This window comes from Agrobacterium sp. El2ro-1b, assembly GCF_048298475.1.
In the GTDB taxonomy this organism is placed as follows: domain Bacteria; phylum Pseudomonadota; class Alphaproteobacteria; order Rhizobiales; family Rhizobiaceae; genus Agrobacterium; species Agrobacterium fabrum.
Genome location: NZ_CP103458.1, coordinates 1116652 through 1135339, shown reverse-complemented (window position 1 = coordinate 1135339; position 18688 = coordinate 1116652). Strand labels below are relative to the sequence as shown.

Genomic DNA, 18688 nt, shown 5'->3' with positions numbered 1-18688 from the left:
CCATTTTTTCCTTGCATATAGGCCGGGAAGAGACGGCGGGGGCGGTTAGATCGCACCCCAAGAGCGGGCCGAAAGGATAGAAATCATTAACCACGTTCGTTACAATTTTATCGAATTTGCAGAAGTCGTTCGCATTTTCGCCACGTTATGCACAAGATTAAGCGACTGTTAGGTGCTTCGATGGCAGGGGTAATTTATCGAGGCAAGTGAGGGTGCGGTTCTCCAAGCCAATAAGCGTGGGCCAATAAGCGTGGGGCAGACGATTTGAAATCTACGGTCAAGAAACTCGGCATCAGCACCAGATCGGGTGCGAAGTGGCTTGCAATTTCCGTGCTTTGCGCCGCGACAGCTTCGTGTTCCACAACCTCTGAGACAAAGCCTAAGCCCAAGCGCAGCAAGGAATATTTCTCGGAATCGGAATATGGCGTCAAAGCCAGCCCGCGTGTGGCCGATGGGAAGAGCATTCCCAAGGGCGGCGGACGAGAGCTGGTCGGCAATGCCTACACGGTCAAGGGCCGCCGTTATTTTCCGAAAGAAGAGCCGGGTTACAACAAGACCGGTCTCGCCTCCTGGTACGGTTCCGCCTTCCACGGCCGCCTGACGGCGAATGGCGAAGTTTACGATAAAGAACATCTTTCCGCCGCACATCCGACATTTCCCCTGCCGAGCTATGCGCGCATCACCAACATGGAAAATGGCGCGTCGGTGCTGGTACGCGTCAACGATCGCGGACCTTTTCATGAAGGTCGCCTGATCGACGTTTCCAGCAAGACCGCCGATCTTCTCGACATGAAGGCGACAGGTACGGCGAATGTGCGTGTGCAATATGCCGGCCGTGCGCCGCTTGACGGTCACGACATGCCCTATCTGATGGCCTCCTATATTCCGAAGGGTTCGCGCTCGCCGGGCGTGGCGCCGGAAGGGCAGATTGCAACGGGCGTGATGGTCGCTTCAGCTTCGCCGAACTTCGTGCCTGCGCCGGCGTCTAACCCGAATTATGGCGGCTCCACGCAGATGGCGCTGGTTGGCTCCAAGAAGAATGCCGCACTTCAGGCCATGCCACTCGTCAACGGCGTCCAGCCGGCTTTCGAACAGTTTGTTATCCTGCCGGAAATCGGCCCATTCCTGGCCGAGCGACCGGAGGGCAATTTCATGCGTGAGCCGGCAGCGCCCGGCGGAAATTATCTGCGCGTGCCAACGCCGTCCTCCAAATATTCGGCGGCCTATTCCGAAGAATCAGCTACGGTTTCGAAGTCCGTGCGTGCCTTCGACAGTGTGCTCGTCGACCGTGGTGCGCTCAACGAGCAATCGATACTCGCCCATGTGAAGCGTCAGCAGGCGAAGTCTCGCTGACGAATTGAGAGTAAGGCTGCCTTTCGCTTTCATGGCGTGCAGCCGGTTGCAGCACGCAGGACTGGGCGGTTTCATGCGCAAGGCCATACATCGCTCTTACCGGTCGGCCATCATTGTGGTCGCCTTTGCATTTTTCAGTGCGGGCGCGGCGCAAGCGCAGACAGCCCCTTTCATCGCCAAGGCTGAACAGGCCTATATGATCGATGCCGAAACCGGCACGGTGCTTCTTTCGCAAAATGAAGATCAGTCCTTTCCGCCAGCATCGCTTGCCAAGCTGATGACGGTGGAAGTGGTGCTTGATGCGCTCTCCAAAGGGCAGGTGACGCCGGAGACCGCCTATCCGGTCTCGGAATATGCATGGCGCACGGGCGGCGCTCCCTCGCGCACCTCCACCATGTTTGCGGCCCTGAAATCCTCCGTCGGCATCAACGATCTCTTGACCGGCATCATCGTGCAGAATGCCAATGACGGCTGCATTATCGTGGCTGAAGGCATGGCCGGCTCGGATGCCGCTTTCGCCAAGCGCATGACGGCGCGGGCGGGCGAACTTGGCATGAACCGCAGCATATTTTCCAATTCCACGGGACTTCCCGATCCCGGCAACCGGACGACCGCCAGGGATATGGTGCGTCTCGCCCAGCATCTGCACGACACCTATCCCGATCGCTACGCGCTTTTCACCAAGCCCGACTTCGAGTGGAACCGGATTTTCCAGCGCAACAAGAACACGCTGTTGATGCCGGGCAGCGGCATAGATGGTCTCGGTCTCGGTTTTGCGGAAGGCAGCGGTTTTGCAGCTGTCGTTTCGGCCGAACGGGAAGGGCGTCGCGTCTATCTGGCGCTTGCAGGCATTGCCGATGACAAGACGCGACAGGAAGAAGCCCACCGGGTGGTGGACTGGGGCCTGACGGCTTTCGAAAAACGCCATCTTTTCAGCAAGGATGAAGCCGTCGGCGCCGTCAGCGTTTATGGCGGCGATGTCTCGCATATCGATCTTTCACCGAAGGAAGATGTCAGCGTGCTGGTGCCGGTCAATAATCCGGATCGCATTGCCGGCCGTATCGTCTATCGCTGGCCGCTGAATGCGCCGCTGGATGTCGGCGCGAACGCTGGAACACTCAAGATATTTTCGGGCGAACGGCTGCTGCGTGAAGTGCCGCTTTATACGAAGACGGCGGTGGGCAAGGGTTCGCTCACCCAGAATGCGACGGGCGCGCTGAAGGAATTGCTCCTCTTCTGGCTGTAGTGGCCATTTTCGCCGCCTTATTCCTATGCTTTTGTTCACGCACTGGTTTTTCTCAAAAGCGCTTCACACATTTCGCTTCGATGCTGTAAACAGGCATTTCGAATTTCAGGAAACCCGTGCAGGACGAGACATTGGCCGAAAAGACCGGATTGTTCATCAGCTTCGAGGGCGGCGAAGGCGCTGGCAAGTCGACGCAGATTCGCACGCTTGCCGAGGCGCTTCGCGGCCGTGGTTTCGAGGTGGTCGTCACGCGTGAGCCGGGTGGTTCGCCAGGCGCAGAGGCGGTCCGACACGTTATTCTGTCAGGTGCGGCCGAATCGTTCGGCGTGCGGATGGAGGCGATCCTGTTTGCGGCGGCGCGTAACGACCATGTCGAAGAGGTCATTCGCCCGGCGCTTGCGCGCGGTGAGATCGTGCTTTGCGACCGCTTTCTCGATTCCTCGCGTGTCTATCAGGGCACGACCGGCAATCTGGAGCCTGATTTCATTGAGACGCTGCAAAGGATAGCCATCGATGGCGTCGTGCCCGAGCTGACCCTGATCTTCGATATCGCTGCCGAAAAGGGTCTCGCGCGCGCCAGAAAACGTGCGGATGAGGGCGCAACCCCCGACCGCTTCGAAAAAGAGGAAATCGAGACCCACGAGAAGCGGCGCGAGGCCTATCTGGATATTGCGCTGGCCGAACCGCGTCGGTGCCGTATCGTCAATGCCGACCAGCCGGAAGACAAGGTCACGGAAGACGTCATGTCGTTCGTTGAGCCATTGCTCGAGCGTGCGGGAAACGCAGCGGACGCGGCGCATGAGTGAGGTTCAGGGCGTTCTCGACGGCGCGATTGCGCCGCAGCAGAACACGAAGCTTTTCGGGCATGAAGAGGCGGAGGCGTTCCTTGCGCAATCCTATCGCTCCGGCAAAGGTCACCACGCCATTCTGATCGAAGGACCGGAGGGCATCGGCAAGGCGACGCTCGCCTTCCGGTTCGCCAATCATGTGCTGACCCACCCCGATCCCGCATCCGCACCGGATTTCATTGCTGACCCCGATCCGCAATCGCTCGTCAGCCGGCAGATCACTGCCGGCGCCTCGCACAATCTCCTGCATCTCACCCGTCCGGTGGATGAGAAGACCGGTCGCGTCAAATCCGCGATCACGGTGGATGAGGTGCGGCGTGCAGGGCATTTCTTTTCGCAGACCTCGGGCACCGGCAACTGGCGTATCGTCATCATCGACCCGGCCGACGATCTCAACCGCAACGCCGCTAATGCCATCCTGAAAATTCTGGAGGAGCCGCCGAAACGGGCGATGTTCCTCGTGCTTTCACATGCACCGGGAAAATTGCTGCCGACTATCCGCTCGCGCTGCATGCCGCTACGGCTCCTGCCGCTTTCCGATGCGGCGATGGTGCAAGCGCTCGATCAACTCGACATCAGTCCTGAAGGCGAAAAGCGCGACGCCCTGCTTGCGGCGTCCAAGGGCAGTGTCGCGCAGGCGTTGAAGCTGATGAATTACGGCGGTTCCGACATTGTCGAGGCCTTTGCCGAGGTGATGTCTGCGGAAGGGCCGGGCGCCCGCAAGAAGATGCACAAGCTTGCCGAGGTTCTGGCGCAGAAGGACGGCGACATCGTTCTCGGCTTCTTCATGGAGCATGTGACGGAAGAGCTAATGGAACGGGCCCGGGTGGCGGCAATGGCGGGCGATATCGCGGCGGCGGAAAAACATGCGCGGCTTTCCTCGACGCTTTTGGAACGCATCACCGTGGCGCAGGCCTATAATCTCGACAAGAAGCAGATGGTGCTTTCCATTCTGGAAGATATCCGTTCGGTTTAGGCGCCGCGATATGAATCATACCCAAAATGGGGAAGTTGTTGTTTCGCTGCTGCGAACAATGGTTTAAGAGCGGTCTATCCAAAAAACAGCCTGTAAAGTCGATAGACCGTCATGACAGACAAGACACCATTCTACATCACCACCGCGATCTCCTACCCCAACGGCAAGCCGCATATCGGCCATGCCTATGAGTTGATTGCGACGGATGCCATGGCACGTTTTCAGCGCCTGGACGGAATGGATGTTTTCTTCCTGACCGGCACGGACGAACACGGCCAGAAGATGCAGCAGACGGCAAGGGCGGAAGGCATTTCGCCGGAAGAACTTGCGCAGCGCAATTCCGACCAGTTCCGTGAAATGGGCAAGCTGCTAAACGCCTCGAACGACGATTTCATCCGCACCACGGAAGAGCGTCACCACGAGACCTCGCGCAATATCTGGAACCTGATGGCCGATAGCGGCGACATCTACAAGGACAGCTATGCCGGCTGGTATTCCGTGCGCGATGAGGCCTATTACGCCGAGGACGAGACGGAAGTACGCGCCGATGGTGTCCGTTACGGGCCGCAGGGCACGCCGGTCGAATGGGTGGAAGAGGAAAGCTACTTCTTCAAGCTCTCCGAATATCAGGATAAACTCCTGAAGCTCTACGAGGAGAACCCTGACTTCATCGGTCCGGCCGAGCGTCGCAACGAGATCATCTCGTTTGTCAAATCCGGCCTGAAGGACCTGTCGATTTCCCGCACCACCTTTGACTGGGGCATCAAGGTTCCTGATGATCCCAAGCATGTCATGTATGTCTGGGTTGACGCGCTGACCAACTACATTACCGCGACCGGCTATATCGAGGACAGGAACGGTCCCCGCGCCAAATATTGGCCTGCCGACGTGCACATTATCGGCAAGGACATCATCCGCTTCCACGCGGTCTACTGGCCGGCCTTCCTGATGAGCGCCAAGCTGCCGCTGCCCAAGCGGGTTTATGCGCATGGCTTCCTGCTCAACAAGGGCGAGAAGATGTCGAAGTCGCTCGGCAACGTCGTCGACCCGGCCAATCTGGTTGCCCATTTCGGCCTCGATCCGGTTCGTTATTTCTTCATGCGCGAAGTCTCTTTCGGGCAGGATGGCAGCTATAGCGAAGAGGGCATCGCCACCCGCATCAATGCCGATCTCGCCAATGGCATCGGCAATCTGGCCAGCCGTTCGCTGTCGATGATCGTCAAGAATTGCGACGGTCAGATCCCGACGCCCGGCGCATTCAACGATGAAGACAAAGCGATGCTTGGCTCCGCCGACGGGCTGCTTGCGGTCTGCCGCGAGGAAATGGGCAAACAGCTCATTCATCGTGCGCTTGCCGCCATCATCGCCATCGTTTCGGACACCGACCGTTATTTCGCGTCGCAGGAGCCGTGGGCGCTGAAAAAGACCGATCCGGAGCGCATGGGCACCGTGCTTTACGTGACGGCCGAAGTGGTGCGCCAGATCGGCATCCTGCTGCAGCCCTTCATGCCTCAGTCCTGCGACAAGCTGCTCGATCTCGTTGCGGCGCCTGCCGACGGCAGAGATTTCACAGCGCTTGGCGAGGCCGGACGTCTGGTTCCAGGCACACCGCTCGAAGCGCCGAAGCCGGTCTTCCCGCGTTACGTCGCCCCGGAAGCGTGAAGGCAAGACCATGCTGATCGATACCCATTGCCATCTGGATTTTCCCGATTTCGAGGCGGAGCGCGACGATATCATCGCTCGTGCCCACGCCTCGGGTGTGAGCCAGATGGTGACGATCTCGACCCGGGTGCGCCGTCTGCCGGAGCTTTTGAAGATCGCGGAACACTATCCCTCGGTTTTCTGCTCGGTCGGCACACATCCGAACAATGCCGACGAGGAACTAGACATTTCCGCCGACGAGCTTGTGCGACTGGCGGAGAGCCACGACAAGATCGTGGCGATCGGTGAGGCGGGTCTGGATTATTTCTACGATACGCAAAAGCCGGAAGACCAGAAGACCGGCCTTATTCGCCACATAGAGGCCGCAAGAAGAACGAAGCTGCCGCTCGTCATCCACAGCCGCAGCGCCGATGACGATATGGCCGCTATCCTGCGCGCCGAAAGCGGGAAGGGCGCATTTCCCTTCATCCTGCACTGCTTTTCCGCCGGTCTGGAGCTGGCGAAAGCGGGCGTCGAGCTTGGCGGTTACGTGTCTTTTTCCGGCATCCTGACCTTCCCGAAGTCGCAGGATATCCGCGATATTGCCGCCACCGTGCCGCTGGACAGGCTGCTTGTTGAAACCGACGCGCCCTATCTTGCGCCGAAGCGTTGGCGGGGGAAACGCAACGAGCCCTCTTATGTGGTCAACACCGCGGAAGTTCTGGCCGAAGTGCATGGTGTTTCATTCGAGCATATGGCCGAAATCACCACCGAAAACGCCTTCCGTTGCTTTTCCAAGATGACAAGGGTGTAGGTGTGGCAATCTACCGTCGTCGCTTCACGGTTCTCGGTTGCGCGTCGTCGCCCGGCGTGCCGCGCATCAACGGCGACTGGGGTGCCTGCGATCCTCAAAACCCCAGGAACAGGCGCACGCGCGCGGCCTTCATGGTCGAGCAGATCGGCCCTGACGGTGGTAAGACCACCGTCGTCATCGACACCGGCCCGGATTTTCGCGAGCAGATGATTGCCGCGAAGGTGGAAGCCGTCGATGCCGTGCTTTACACCCATGCCCATGCCGACCATCTGCACGGCATCGATGATCTGCGCATCTATTTCGCTCTTCAGAAACACCGTATTCCGATCTGGGCCGATCCCGTCACCATGGCGCGTATCCGCGACGGTTTTGCCTATTGCCTGGAGACGCCGGCGGGCAGCAACTATCCGCCGATCGTCAGGCCGCAGCTTATCGCCGATATCAACGACCCTGTTATCATCGACGGGGCAGGCGGGCCGATCCCCTTTAAGGTGCATATGCAGCAGCATGGCGACGTGCATTCGCTTGGTTTTCGCATAGGCGACGTTGCCTATTGCACCGATGTCAGCGATTTTCCGGCGGAAAGCGTGCCCAAGCTTACCGGCCTCGATGCGCTCGTGATCGATGCCTTGCAGTATCGATATCACCCCAGCCATCTTTCGCTGGAACAGGCGCTCGGTTGGATCGAGGCATTCGCACCCAAACGGGCGATCTTGACCCACATGCATATTCCGCTCGATTATGACACGGTGATGCGTGAGACGCCGGATCATGTTGAACCGGCCTACGACCAGATGCGTTTCGAGGTTGAGATCGAAGCGCCCTGAGCACGTCTCCTAAAACCGCATTCGGGTTTTGGGCATGATGTGCTTTGAAACAACAAATTAAGGCGCGTTGCGCTTTGGCGCCGCCTGAAAAGGAACAGCATGTCGACCAAGCCTTTCCGTGCACCGAGTATGGCGAGCTTCTTCGACAATCTGCGCGCCAGTCGGCTGCGGGCCATGTTCCGGCGTGGCGAGCTAGGTCTCGTCGCGCTCGCCGTTCTCATCGGCGTTGCGGCGGGCCTGCTGGTCGCGCTGATTGGGGCCTTGAGCACGGCGTTGCATATTTTGGTCTTCGGTGTGGAGCGGCTGAGCAGCAGCGACCTGTCCGGGCGGATCGTGCTGTTCGGGCCGATCATCGGCGGCATCCTGCTTGGCCTCATCATCTTCATTCTGTCGAAGACTCGCAAGAAGCCCATGATCGACCCGATCGAGGCGAATGCGCTGCATGGCGGTCGCCTGTCGCTGACCGACAGCATCATCGTCTGCGTGCAGAACATCGTTTCCAACGGTTTCGGCGCGTCCGTCGGGCTTGAGGCCGGTTATACGCAGATCGCCAGCGGCGTCGCTTCCAAGATCGGCATCAAACTGAAACTGAGGCGAGGGGACATGCGCATCCTCGTCGGCTGTGGCGCCGCAGGTGCGATCGCTGCGGCCTTCAACGCGCCTCTTACCGGAGCCTTCTACGCCATCGAACTCATCATCGGCACCTATACCGTGGTGACGCTGGCGCCGCTCATCGTCTCTGCACTGGTGGCGACCACCGTCATCGGGCTTATCGGCGGGCATGGCCTGTCGATCGATATTGTCGATGCCAGCCGTGTAACGCCGGCGGATTATGTGCCGGCCATCTTCCTCGGTGTTGTCTGTGCCGCCATCGGCATCGTGCTGATGCAGGCGGTATCCTTCATCGAGGAAACGGCACGCAAAAGCGCCATTCCCGGCTGGCTGCGTCCCACGCTTGGCGGCGTGGCGGTGGGTGGGCTGGCGCTGATTTCGCCGCAGGTTCTCTCGAGCGGCCATGGTGCGCTGCATCTCAACATCGACGCCGAACTGACCATCTACGGGCTGGCCGGGCTGTTTGTACTGAAGGCGGCCGCCAGCGCCATTTCCATCGGCTCGAATTTCCGCGGCGGCCTGTTTTTCGCCTCGCTGTTCATGGGCTCGCTGCTCGGCAAGATTTTCGCGCTCTGCGCACCCTATATCGGATACGGTTCGACGGCTCCCATCGTTTATGCCGTGATCGGCATGAGTGCCTTTGCCGCCGCCATTATCGGCGGGCCGTTGACGATGACGTTTCTGGCGCTGGAATTGACCGGCGACTTCCAGATCACGGCGCTTGTGCTGGCCGCCGTCATCACCACCTCGCTGGTGGTGCGCACCACCTTCGGTTACTCCTTCGCCACCTGGCGTTTTCACCTGCGCGGCGAGAGTATTCGCAGCGCCCATGATATTGGCTGGATCCGCGATCTGACTGTGGGCAAGATGATGCGTGCGGACATCCGCAAGGCCAATGTCAGCATGGGGCTTCCGGCCTTCAAGGAGAAGTTCCCGCTCGGCTCGACGCAGCGGGTGATCATGACCCATGATGACGGGCGTTACGCCGGTATGGTGCTCGTGCCGGAAATCTATGCCGATCCGATGGACCGCGACCCGAGCAAGATCAGCCTCGAAACCTATCTGCACTACAAGAACGACATCTTGCTGCCGACCATGAATGCACGGCAGGCAGCTGCCGCCTTCGACGCGGCGGAAAGCGAAGCGCTGGTCGTCGTCAACGACAAGATCGAAAACCGGCCCGTCGGCTTGCTGACCGAGAGCCATACGCTGAGACGTTATAGCGAAGAGCTTGATCTGAGGCGCCGGGAGGCTTCCGGGGAACTCTAAATTACATTAGGAATGTCTCTCTATATATTGATATATAAGTGCTATTTTTCTGTTTCATACCTTTTCAAAACTGCCGGGAATGCACGGTTCAGTCATTTATTCTGGGTATAGTGAACGCAAGGAACTGGAAAAGCGCGTTTCACTGAAATCGATCTAAGCGGTCAGTTGCGGCATATATGGCGCGCTCGAACGAACGATAATCGCGCAAATCCAGGGGTTTCAGAGACGAATAAGTTCCATAATCTATCTTATGCGATTATTGTATCACCATAGATCGCGTCTCTGTGGCTGATCGGATTGCATCGATTTGACGATCTATCACCAATCACATGGATTAAATGCTTCCCTGCGGTGTTCTCCTGAGTGCGATCACGTACTCACAAAGGAACCTCCACCGTGAAATACAGCTACTCCCTCACTTTCCTGATGGCGGCACTGGCCTGCACTCCGGTGTCCGCCAGCCCGTTCTCGTCCGCTGCCGGCCGGTATCGCATCGATCCCGCCTCCCATATCGGGTTTTCAATCGACCAGGTTGCCGGTCCCGGAATCAAGGGCGCAATCATCGACATATCCGGCCGGTTCGACATCGATCCGGACCAGCCGGCCAAGTCTTACGTGGAAATCAGCTTAAATCCGTCCAGCGTCAAGACGGGGCAAGAGCGGGTGGAAAACTTCCTGAAATCCAGCGCGGTTTTTAATATCGCCGCTTACCCGCAAATCGTGTTTCGGTCCAACCGGGTCGTTCAGGACGGACCGCGCAGCGCCGTGGTCGAAGGCATATTGACAGCCAGAGGCGTCTCTCGACCCGAGACCTTTCACGCGACATTCGTTGAACAGCAAAAGGGATCGGTTACCTTCCATGTGACAGGCAATGTCCCGCGCCTGCCCTATGGCATGGGCGTCGGTATACCGCTCTATTCGAATACGGTGGCGTTCGACATCGATCTGAAGGGCGTCAGATAAAAAGCCGCGGACGCATCAAAAAATCAGCGCGGCGGGAATAAATTCCGCTGACCGGTGTTTTATCCAATATCGGGCAAGGTGTCCGATCCGTTTCCTCAAAGGACTATCTCATGCGTGCACATCATTTCGTTCTGGCCGGCGCCATGGCGCTCGCCTCCACCGCCGCCTTTGCCGAGCCTTATGCCGGTGGCGCCGTGGTTGAAAAGGCGACGGCCAAGGGCACTATCCTCACCGACGCCAAAGGCATGACCCTTTATACTTTCGACAATGACGGCGACGCCTCATCGGCCTGCTATGATGGCTGCGCGAAAAAATGGCCACCCCTCGCCGCCCTGAAAACCGACAAGGCGGATGGCGACTACAAACCGATCGCCCGCAAGGACGGCACGATGCAGTGGTCGCATGACGGAAAGCCGCTTTATCGCTGGCAGATGGACAAGAAACCCGGCGACATTACAGGCGATGGCGTCGGCGGCGTTTGGCACGTTGCCAAGGAGTAACTCCAATGCCGGACTTTCTGGACGAGATGACAAGTTGCATACCAGCGCTCCGACGTTATGCGAATGCACTGACGCATGATCGCGACACGGCTGACGATCTCGTCCAGGACTGTCTGGAAAGAGCGATCCGCAAAAAGGCACTATGGCGACCGCAGGGTCCGTTGCGCCCCTGGCTATATCGGGTGCTTGTCAATGTCTACCGCAACAATCTGCGCGGCAGCAAACGCCGGCCCCAGCAAATCCCGATTGACGATGCTACGGAACAACTGGTCGTGCCGGCGGCGCAGATGGGTCGGGTCGCGCTGGCGGAAATGGCCCGCGCCATCGAAAAACTGTCCGGCGAACACCGTGAGGCCCTGCTCCTCGTCGTTGTCGAAGGCCTGACTTATGCGGAAGCCGCAAATATTCTTGAAATTCCCCTTGGCACACTGATGTCCCGTCTGGGACGAGCCCGAACGGCGCTTGCCCGCATGACCCAGGAAGACCAGCCAAATCTCAAGGTGATAAAATGACCGGCAACGAGCCACAGATAACCGAAGCCGATCTGCTCTCTTATGTCGACGGGCAGCTTGAAGACGACAGGCTCGATGCCGTTCGTGCCCACCTCACCTCCAATCCGGCCGACGCACGCAAGGTCAAGATGTGGCAGCAGCAAAATGCGACGCTGACGGCTCTTTATGGCCCTCTCGACACCAATGTTGTACCCGATCGCCTCGATGTATTCCGCATTGAGCGGCGCATGCGATCGGAACGGGCTGACTGGCGCAACAGGGCGGCGGCAGCCGTCCTTGTTCTTGCCATCGGGCTGACAGGCGGCTGGTTTGGACGCGGGCTTGTATCCGACGTTGCCGAACCTGCTTCCATCGTGGCGGATGCAACGCAGGCACATAAGCTTTTTGCGAGCGACGTTCTGCATCCGGTGGAGGTCCGCGCCGATAGCGAGGATGCTCAGAACCTGCCGAAATGGCTCTCGAAGCGGCTGGACCGTAAGATCAACATCCCGGATCTCACCCGTCACGGCCTCTCCCTCGTTGGTGGCCGTGTGCTGCCCGGTTCCGAAGGCCCTGCCGCCCAGCTTATGTACGAAGATAAAGGTGGGCAGCGTATCACGCTTTACATCGTTGCTGCGGCCGACTCGAGCGACAGCGCCATGCGGCGCTCCAGCGTCGGTTCGCTGGAGACAGTGTCATGGGACGACGAAATGATCCGCTGCGCTCTGGTCGGCAACCTGCCGACGGACCGCATGGACGCCATCGCCAAAGACACCTATCAGCAGCTGAGTTAACCGATGCAGGATTTTAGCGAAAATTCCGAGAGAGTTCCGACCATTGGACGCAACTGGCGCAACACGCCCTCCTCCTTTGGGCTGGTGGCGATCGCGTTTCATTGGACGATCGCTATCCTTTTCGTAGTACAGCTCGCATTGGGATATTTGATGAGCCGCGACAGCATCGATCCGGTGCTTCAGTTTAATCTTTTCCAGTATCACAAGTCGATCGGGTTTGTAGTGCTGGCCCTGGCCGTGCCGCGTTGCATCTGGTCGGTTTTCAGTAAGAAGCCGCGGGCTGTCGATAGCGAAGGTCCAGTTTCGAGGTTCGCCGCGCGGGCCGCTCATGCGGCATTGCTGTTCCTGACCCTGGCCGTTCCCCTCGCCGGTTGGGCGGTGGCGTCGACCTCTCCCTTGCAGATCCCCAGCTACGTCTTTGATCTCGTTGTCGTTCCGGGATTGCCCTTGACGATCTCCGATCAAGCCGAGGCCTTCTGGAGTGACGTTCACGCCACCCTCGCCTATCTCGCGGCCGTTATCGTCCTTCTTCATGTGATAGCGGCGCTATGGCACCATTTCATCCGCAGAGATCCGACCCTTCGTCGCATGCTTTCGCTTCCGGACAATAGGGAGGCGGTCGAATAGTTGCGTAAAAGCTGCAGGCGCAACCTGTTTCAGCCGCAGGATGCGCGGAGGACTCCCTTTCAGGATCATCCTTTGTTATCGTTGCCGGCGAAGAGCATTGGCGCATCGAGGTAGACTTTGCCTAAGTAAATACCGGTCTCAATCCAGTTTCACCCGTATTGCGGATGGCCACAGGCTGTCGGCGTATGATCACGTTCATCGGGTGGTGGCAAGAGACCGGTTTGGCATTGTTAAAATGTGCCTTGCACAGCCCTGCTGTTTTCGCTCTTCACCCACCCAGGACATCGCCACGCCGTACCCGCAAGGGTTTTCTCCTGCACCATCTTGGTGGACTTCCAGACGGAAGACCAAGACACCATGTGCAATCTTCTTCGGGTCCAATGGACCATCACGCCACGAACGGCGCCCCAGCCCTGGCTTGCCTGCAACGGATGCGGTGAGCTCAGGGCATTTCAGGCCAGCGGCAAGATCCGGCTCAATGCCAACGGCCGTAAACTCGATGCCTGGCTCATCTACAGATGCCTGATCTGCGACAAGAGCTGGAACCGGCCAATCTTCGAGCGGCAGAATGTTCGCGACATAAGCCCGCCTGTTCTCGAGGCGCTGCAGTGCAACGATCCGCAATGGATAAGAGCCGAAACCTTCAACCTCGAAGCGTTGAGACGCAAGTCGCAACGTATCGACGAGTTTCCGGACTTCGATATCGAGAAAAAGATACGGGACGAACCTCCCGACTGGGCTGCGGCCGAGATCGATCTCACGGTTCCGTTTCCGGCTGGTATACGTCTCGATCGCCTGCTGGCCTCCGAACTGGGGCTTTCACGCTCGATGCTGCAGAAGCTCCATGATGGTGGCCAGATACGGGCGCAATCCGACCTTTTGCGGCGGCGTCTCAGGGACGGTACACGGATTGTGATCGAGTGCGGCGACGGGCTTGATAGGGAGCGATTCTGGAAACCGGCGGCGACCGGTCTCTGAGGGCGGCGCGAGGGTCTGTGGGTTCAGGCCCTCGCCTGCTCAGTCATCGACAGGCGCTGAAAAGCTCTGGCCATTTCAGGCAAAAACCTTAAGCTCCTGCGCCGGACACAAATTGCAGAGAACCATCAGATTTTCAGTTCAAATCGTCAGGGAGAAAACACACTATGAGCCTGCGTATCAACGATATTGCCCCCGACTTCACCGCCGAGACCACCCAGGGTCCGGTGCGTTTTCACGACTGGATCGGCGATGGCTGGGCAGTCCTGTTTTCCCATCCGAAAAACTTCACGCCCGTGTGCACGACGGAACTTGGCGCCATGGGCGGCCTGCAGCGGGAATTCGAAAAACGCGGCGTCAAGATCATCGGCATTTCGGTCGATCCGGTCGAAAGCCATGAAAAATGGAAGGCCGATATCCGCACCGCGACCGGCTTCAATGTCGATTATCCGCTGATCGGCGACAAGGACCTGAAGGTGGCGAAGCTTTATGACATGCTGCCGGCGGGTGCCGGCGACAGTTCCGAAGGCCGCACGCCTGCCGATAACGCCACCGTGCGCTCCGTCTTCGTCATCGGCCCCGACAAGAAGATCAAGCTCGTCCTCACCTACCCGATGACAACCGGCCGCAATTTCGATGAAATTCTCCGCGCCATCGACTCCATCCAACTGACCTCCAAACACCAGGTGGCGACGCCCGCCAACTGGAAGCAGGGAGAGGACGTCATCATCACCGCCGCCGTCTCCAACGAAGATGCGATTGCCCGTTTCGGCTCCTACGACACGGTTCTTCCTTATCTGCGCAAGACGAAGCAGCCCGGCTGAACTCGTAACGAAAACGGGGGCGGTGAACTATCATCGCCCCATCATCGCACGTCTCATGGCTTTATGATCCCGCCATGATAGTCAAGCCGGTACGTCTCGACATGTCCCCGGTAGATGCGCTCGACACCCGTGAAGGATCCGAATTCACCCGCATTCGTATCGACATAGATCAGATTTTCCACCGGATGGGTAAAGCCGCCGAGAAACCGGCCTTGCCGATAGAGCGTGGAAAGCGACCGCTGAATGACCATGCCGGCCGTCGTGCCGTCGATCATATCAGGCCTGAGAATACGGCCGTAATAACTCATCCCCCACACCGCGGTTCCCTGGTGCCAGACGACCTCCTGGCCGATGAAATCGGTTCCCCCGAAATAGCTGTCGACATAATGCCAGTCTCCGTCCCGATAACCGAGATCGTGCGATCCCTGCCGCGTGGGGGTCGCAGATTTATCGCCGCCGCCGACATATGTTGCAGACTTGGCTTGCACGATAAACTCCTCCAACATTGACCCTCTCCACGATCCAGAACATAAAGTGAACATAGCCGGTTTTCGCGATCGTCGCAAGCATCCTGCTGCGCGGCGTCGAGCGGCTATTTCAGCGCTGACGGGCTTGGTAATTGCGGCGTTTGCCCTTAAAAGCATCGAAGGAATTATCCCAAAAGAGTGCTCATGCCGCAAAACTCGCAAATCTATGTCGACGCCGACGCCTGCCCCGTGAAGCCGGAAATTCTGAAGGTGGCGGAGCGGCATGGGCTGGAAGTAACCTTTGTCGCCAATTCAGGCCTGCGCCCTTCGCGCGATCCGATGGTGAAAAACGTCATCGTATCTGCGGGTTTCGATGCGGCCGATGACTGGATTGCCGAGCACGCCATCGAAAACGATATCGTCATTACCGCCGATGTGCCGCTGGCCGGGCGCTGTGTTGCCAAGGGGGCGCTGGTGACGGGACCGACGGGGCGCGTTTTCGATCCGTCGAATATCGGCATGGCGACGGCGATGCGTGATCTTGGTGCGCATCTGCGCGAAACCGGGGAAAGCAAGGGCTATAACGCGGCCTTTTCACCGCGCGACCGCTCGGCCTTTCTTGAGACGCTTGACCGTTTCTGCCGCCGTGTCAAAAAATGACGCTGCAAACAGAAAGGTGTCGTCCATGACCCGCGCCAGTCCGAAAAGCCCGGCCAAGAGCCCCGTAAGTCCCAAGAGCAATATCTATCGCCGTCATCGGCCTTTCGTTATTGCCTTTCTCGTCTGGGCCCTCAGCCTTGGCCTGGCGCTGGCATTTGCGCCTTCCGTCGCCATAGAGATCGCGGCGGTTCTGTTTTTCCTGACCTATCTGACGCTGGTCGCCCTCCGTCTGCCGAAGCTGACCGCGCAGCAGCTGAAAGCCCATGCCGACAGCGACGATTTGCCTGCGGTCGCCATCATCGCCGTCACGCTGCTTGCGGTCGGTGTTGCCGTGGTGTCGCTGTTTCAGGCGCTCAACCACACGGGTGAAACGGTCTGGACGCTGCTCATCGCCTTCGCCTCTGTTATCTTCGGCTGGCTGACGATCCACACCATGACCGCCCTGCACTACGCCCATCTTTACTGGCGTCCGGCCACGGTCGATGGCAAGCCTCAGCATCGCGGCGGCATGGATTTTCCGGCGACGAAGGAACCCTGCGGTTACGACTTCCTCTATTTCGCCGTGGTGATCGGCATGACGGCGCAGACCTCGGATGTGGGGGTAACCACCACCGCCATGCGCAAGGTGACGATGCTGCACTCCATCGTTTCGTTTTTCTTCAACACGGTTCTGGTCGCGGCGGCGGTCAATGCCGCGGTCTCGCTTGCGGGCTGAACCGGAATTTTTCTTAAGGGAATGGCTTCATGAACATCATTTCGCAGAATACGGCCTTTGGCGGCATGCAGGGCGTTTTTTCGCACCAATCCGAAACGCTCAAAAGCGAGATGACCTTCGCAGTCTATGTGCCGCCAAAGGCGATCCATGAGCCCTGCCCGGTTGTCTGGTATCTCTCAGGCCTCACCTGCACCCATGCCAATGTCATGGAAAAGGGCGAATATCGCCGCATGGCGTCTGAACTCGGTTTGATCGTCGTGTGCCCGGATACCAGCCCGCGCGGCAATGACGTGCCGGATGAGCTGACCAACTGGCAGATGGGCAAGGGCGCAGGTTTTTATCTCGACGCCACCGAGGAGCCTTGGTCAGAGCATTACCAGATGTACAGCTATGTGACGGAAGAGCTGCCTGCCCTCATCGGCCAGCATTTTCGCGCCGATATGAGCCGTCAATCCATCTTCGGCCATTCGATGGGCGGTCATGGTGCGATGACGATTGCGCTGAAACACCCAGAGCGTTTCAAGAGCTGCTCAGCTTTTGCACCCATCGTTGCCCCCTCTTCGGCCGACTGGTCGGAACCGGCGCTGGAGAAATATCTCGGTACTGACAGGGCCGCATGGCGTCGCTATGACGCCTGCTCGCTGGTTGAGGATGGCGCACGGTTTCCCGAGTTCTTCATCGATCAGGGCAAGGCCGATAGTTTCCTGGAAAAAGGCCTCCGCCCCTGGCTGTTCGAAGAGGCGATCAAGGGCACGGATATCGGCCTGACGCTGCGCATGCATGATCGTTACGACCACTCCTATTATTTCATCTCCACTTTCATGGATGACCATCTGAAATGGCATGCGGAGCGGCTTGGCTGAGGCTGAAGAAACAGGCCGGCGGCGCCCTGTTAGCGCCGCCGTTTCCGTCTTGATCCGGTGTCATGGGATTCGGGCGATGACCTTGATCTCAAAATCGAAGCCGGCGAGCCAGTTGACGCCGAGGGCGGTCCAGTTCGGATAAGGCGACTTGCTGAAAATCTCCTGCTTGACGGTCATGATCGTTCCGAACTGGTTTTCCGGGTCCGTATGGAACGTCGTGACGTCAACGATGTCGTCGAAGGTGCACCCCGCCGCCGCAAGTGTGGCCTTGAGATTTTCGAAGGCGAGCCGGACCTGCTGTTCAAAATCGGGTTCCGGCGTTCCATCGGCACGGCTGCCGACCTGGCCGGAGACGAAAAGAAGGTCACCGGATCGAATGGCGGCCGAGTAGCCGTGTTCTTCGTAAAGCGCGTGCCTGTTGGCCGGGAAAATTGCTTCGCGTTCAGTCATCTAGCATCTCTCTTTGTGGCTTGAGTGGCCTTGGACGAGCGAAGTGCTGTTTGCTAAACTTCGAACGCCATTTTACATACGGTACGTATGTGAGATAGTTACGTACGCAGCGTATGTCAATTAAGATACGTAATGTATGTGAAATCCACTGCATCGCGATGCAATTTTTCAGAGCGTGAGATTTCCAGGATAAATGGGGATGGGTGGATGTCCCCCCTCCCGCCTTTTCTGCTGTTTATGGAAACAGGGCCGTCGCAAGCGTCGTCGGGCCGGGCCGGTTCAGCCTGAATTCGTGGATCACCCGCTCGGCGACACCATAGGCGAGTTCCTGTTCGATCGACTGATTGTCGAAGCTGACGACAGTGGCGGTGAATTTGGCCTCGGCGATGACTTCGCCTGTCGCTACGGCTGCGGCACGGACGATGACCTTGGCCGATGCCCGCTCTCCGAACAGGAAGGGGGCACGTTTGACGGATGCAAGACGGATGGTTAGCACCACACGTGGTCTGGTCTCACCCCGCGCCGTCATCTTGATCGCATTCTGGACCTGCGCATGGATGGACTGCATCAGTGCCGGCGCGACATCCGGGCGCGCTGCGACAAATGCGCCGCGCACATCATAAAGCAGCCGGTCGGTGTTTGTCGCTTCCGGTTCCAGCCTGAAAGACATGAGCACGAAAGACGCCAGCACAAGAATGCCAAGGCGTTTCAGCGGGGTGGTCATGATCTGCGGCTCCCCTAACGTGAGGTAACCGCATGTTCGGCGATCAGGG

At 58.6% G+C, this 18688-nt stretch carries 21 protein-coding genes; 18 read left to right on the top strand and 3 right to left on the bottom strand.

Features of this window, described 5'->3' with window-relative positions; translation table 11 throughout:
• Window positions 1–264 precede the first annotated feature (264 nt).
• The 15 genes from NYR50_RS05630 to NYR50_RS05560 all read left to right on the top strand — a co-directional run bounded on the left by NYR50_RS05630 (window position 265) and on the right by NYR50_RS05560 (window position 14760).
• Window positions 265–1353 carry a septal ring lytic transglycosylase RlpA family protein gene (locus tag NYR50_RS05630; protein ID WP_418137041.1) on the top strand — a complete coding sequence of 363 codons (1089 nt, stop codon included), beginning with the start codon at window positions 265–267 and terminating at the stop codon, window positions 1351–1353.
• Between the two features lie 73 nt (window positions 1354–1426).
• Window positions 1427–2599, top strand: coding sequence for a D-alanyl-D-alanine carboxypeptidase family protein (locus NYR50_RS05625; RefSeq protein WP_418137040.1), 1173 nt, complete (start codon window positions 1427–1429; stop codon window positions 2597–2599).
• Between the two features lie 131 nt (window positions 2600–2730).
• The gene (gene tmk / locus NYR50_RS05620; protein WP_035216759.1) at window positions 2731–3405 is read left to right on the top strand and encodes a dTMP kinase; all 675 of its coding nucleotides are present in this window, start codon (window positions 2731–2733) and stop codon (window positions 3403–3405) included.
• The gene (locus NYR50_RS05615; RefSeq protein ID WP_418137039.1) at window positions 3398–4423 is read left to right on the top strand and encodes a DNA polymerase III subunit delta'; all 1026 of its coding nucleotides are present in this window, start codon (window positions 3398–3400) and stop codon (window positions 4421–4423) included. The genes tmk and NYR50_RS05615 overlap by 8 nt, the downstream gene beginning before the upstream one ends.
• Before the next feature lie 111 nt (window positions 4424–4534).
• A complete protein-coding gene (metG, locus tag NYR50_RS05610; protein ID WP_418137038.1) occupies window positions 4535–6085 on the top strand; it encodes a methionine--tRNA ligase in 1551 nt (516 codons plus the stop codon).
• 10 nt (window positions 6086–6095) lie between these two features.
• Window positions 6096–6878 carry a TatD family hydrolase gene (locus NYR50_RS05605; RefSeq protein ID WP_418137037.1) on the top strand — a complete coding sequence of 261 codons (783 nt, stop codon included), beginning with the start codon at window positions 6096–6098 and terminating at the stop codon, window positions 6876–6878.
• A gap of 2 nt (window positions 6879–6880) precedes the next feature.
• On the top strand, window positions 6881–7705 hold the full coding sequence (locus NYR50_RS05600) for an MBL fold metallo-hydrolase (RefSeq protein ID WP_418137036.1): 825 nt from the start codon (window positions 6881–6883) through the stop codon (window positions 7703–7705).
• Between the two features lie 99 nt (window positions 7706–7804).
• On the top strand, window positions 7805–9586 hold the full coding sequence (locus NYR50_RS05595) for a chloride channel protein (RefSeq protein WP_418137035.1): 1782 nt from the start codon (window positions 7805–7807) through the stop codon (window positions 9584–9586).
• Window positions 9587–9982: 396 nt separating this feature from the next.
• A complete protein-coding gene (locus tag NYR50_RS05590) occupies window positions 9983–10549 on the top strand; it encodes a YceI family protein (RefSeq protein WP_418137034.1) in 567 nt (188 codons plus the stop codon).
• A 110-nt stretch (window positions 10550–10659) separates the two neighbouring features.
• On the top strand, window positions 10660–11049 hold the full coding sequence (locus tag NYR50_RS05585) for a hypothetical protein (protein ID WP_418137033.1): 390 nt from the start codon (window positions 10660–10662) through the stop codon (window positions 11047–11049).
• 5 nt (window positions 11050–11054) lie between these two features.
• A complete protein-coding gene (locus NYR50_RS05580; protein ID WP_418137032.1) occupies window positions 11055–11561 on the top strand; it encodes a sigma-70 family RNA polymerase sigma factor in 507 nt (168 codons plus the stop codon).
• Window positions 11558–12334 carry an anti-sigma factor family protein gene (locus NYR50_RS05575; RefSeq protein WP_418137031.1) on the top strand — a complete coding sequence of 259 codons (777 nt, stop codon included), beginning with the start codon at window positions 11558–11560 and terminating at the stop codon, window positions 12332–12334. Before NYR50_RS05580 ends, NYR50_RS05575 begins: the two co-directional genes overlap by 4 nt.
• 3 nt (window positions 12335–12337) lie before the next feature.
• Window positions 12338–12961 (top strand): cytochrome b, encoded by a 624-nt coding sequence (locus NYR50_RS05570; RefSeq protein WP_418137030.1) that lies wholly within the window; start codon window positions 12338–12340, stop codon window positions 12959–12961.
• 357 nt (window positions 12962–13318) lie between these two features.
• Window positions 13319–13939 (top strand): DUF1062 domain-containing protein, encoded by a 621-nt coding sequence (locus NYR50_RS05565; RefSeq protein ID WP_418137029.1) that lies wholly within the window; start codon window positions 13319–13321, stop codon window positions 13937–13939.
• A 164-nt stretch (window positions 13940–14103) separates the two neighbouring features.
• A complete protein-coding gene (locus NYR50_RS05560; RefSeq protein WP_418137028.1) occupies window positions 14104–14760 on the top strand; it encodes a peroxiredoxin in 657 nt (218 codons plus the stop codon).
• 53 nt (window positions 14761–14813) lie between these two features.
• Here the strand turns inward: NYR50_RS05560 and NYR50_RS05555 are convergent, their stop codons facing one another.
• On the bottom strand, window positions 14814–15266 hold the full coding sequence (locus NYR50_RS05555) for a DUF5680 domain-containing protein (RefSeq protein ID WP_174008398.1): 453 nt from the start codon (window positions 15264–15266) through the stop codon (window positions 14814–14816).
• 165 nt (window positions 15267–15431) lie between these two features.
• Here NYR50_RS05555 and NYR50_RS05550 point away from each other — a divergent pair, with 165 nt between their 5' ends.
• Genes NYR50_RS05550 through fghA form a run of 3 tightly spaced genes read left to right on the top strand, consistent with a single transcriptional unit; the run spans window position 15432 to window position 17465 of the window.
• On the top strand, window positions 15432–15887 hold the full coding sequence (locus tag NYR50_RS05550) for a YaiI/YqxD family protein (RefSeq protein WP_418137027.1): 456 nt from the start codon (window positions 15432–15434) through the stop codon (window positions 15885–15887).
• A gap of 25 nt (window positions 15888–15912) precedes the next feature.
• The gene (locus NYR50_RS05545; protein WP_418137026.1) at window positions 15913–16602 is read left to right on the top strand and encodes a DUF1345 domain-containing protein; all 690 of its coding nucleotides are present in this window, start codon (window positions 15913–15915) and stop codon (window positions 16600–16602) included.
• A 29-nt stretch (window positions 16603–16631) separates the two neighbouring features.
• A complete protein-coding gene (fghA, locus tag NYR50_RS05540) occupies window positions 16632–17465 on the top strand; it encodes an S-formylglutathione hydrolase (protein WP_418137025.1) in 834 nt (277 codons plus the stop codon).
• Window positions 17466–17525: 60 nt separating this feature from the next.
• Here the strand turns inward: fghA and NYR50_RS05535 are convergent, their stop codons facing one another.
• The gene (locus NYR50_RS05535) at window positions 17526–17915 is read right to left on the bottom strand and encodes a RidA family protein (protein WP_418137024.1); all 390 of its coding nucleotides are present in this window, start codon (window positions 17913–17915) and stop codon (window positions 17526–17528) included.
• Window positions 17916–18150: 235 nt separating this feature from the next.
• Window positions 18151–18639 (bottom strand): hypothetical protein, encoded by a 489-nt coding sequence (locus tag NYR50_RS05530; RefSeq protein ID WP_418137023.1) that lies wholly within the window; start codon window positions 18637–18639, stop codon window positions 18151–18153.
• Window positions 18640–18688: the final 49 nt, after the last annotated feature.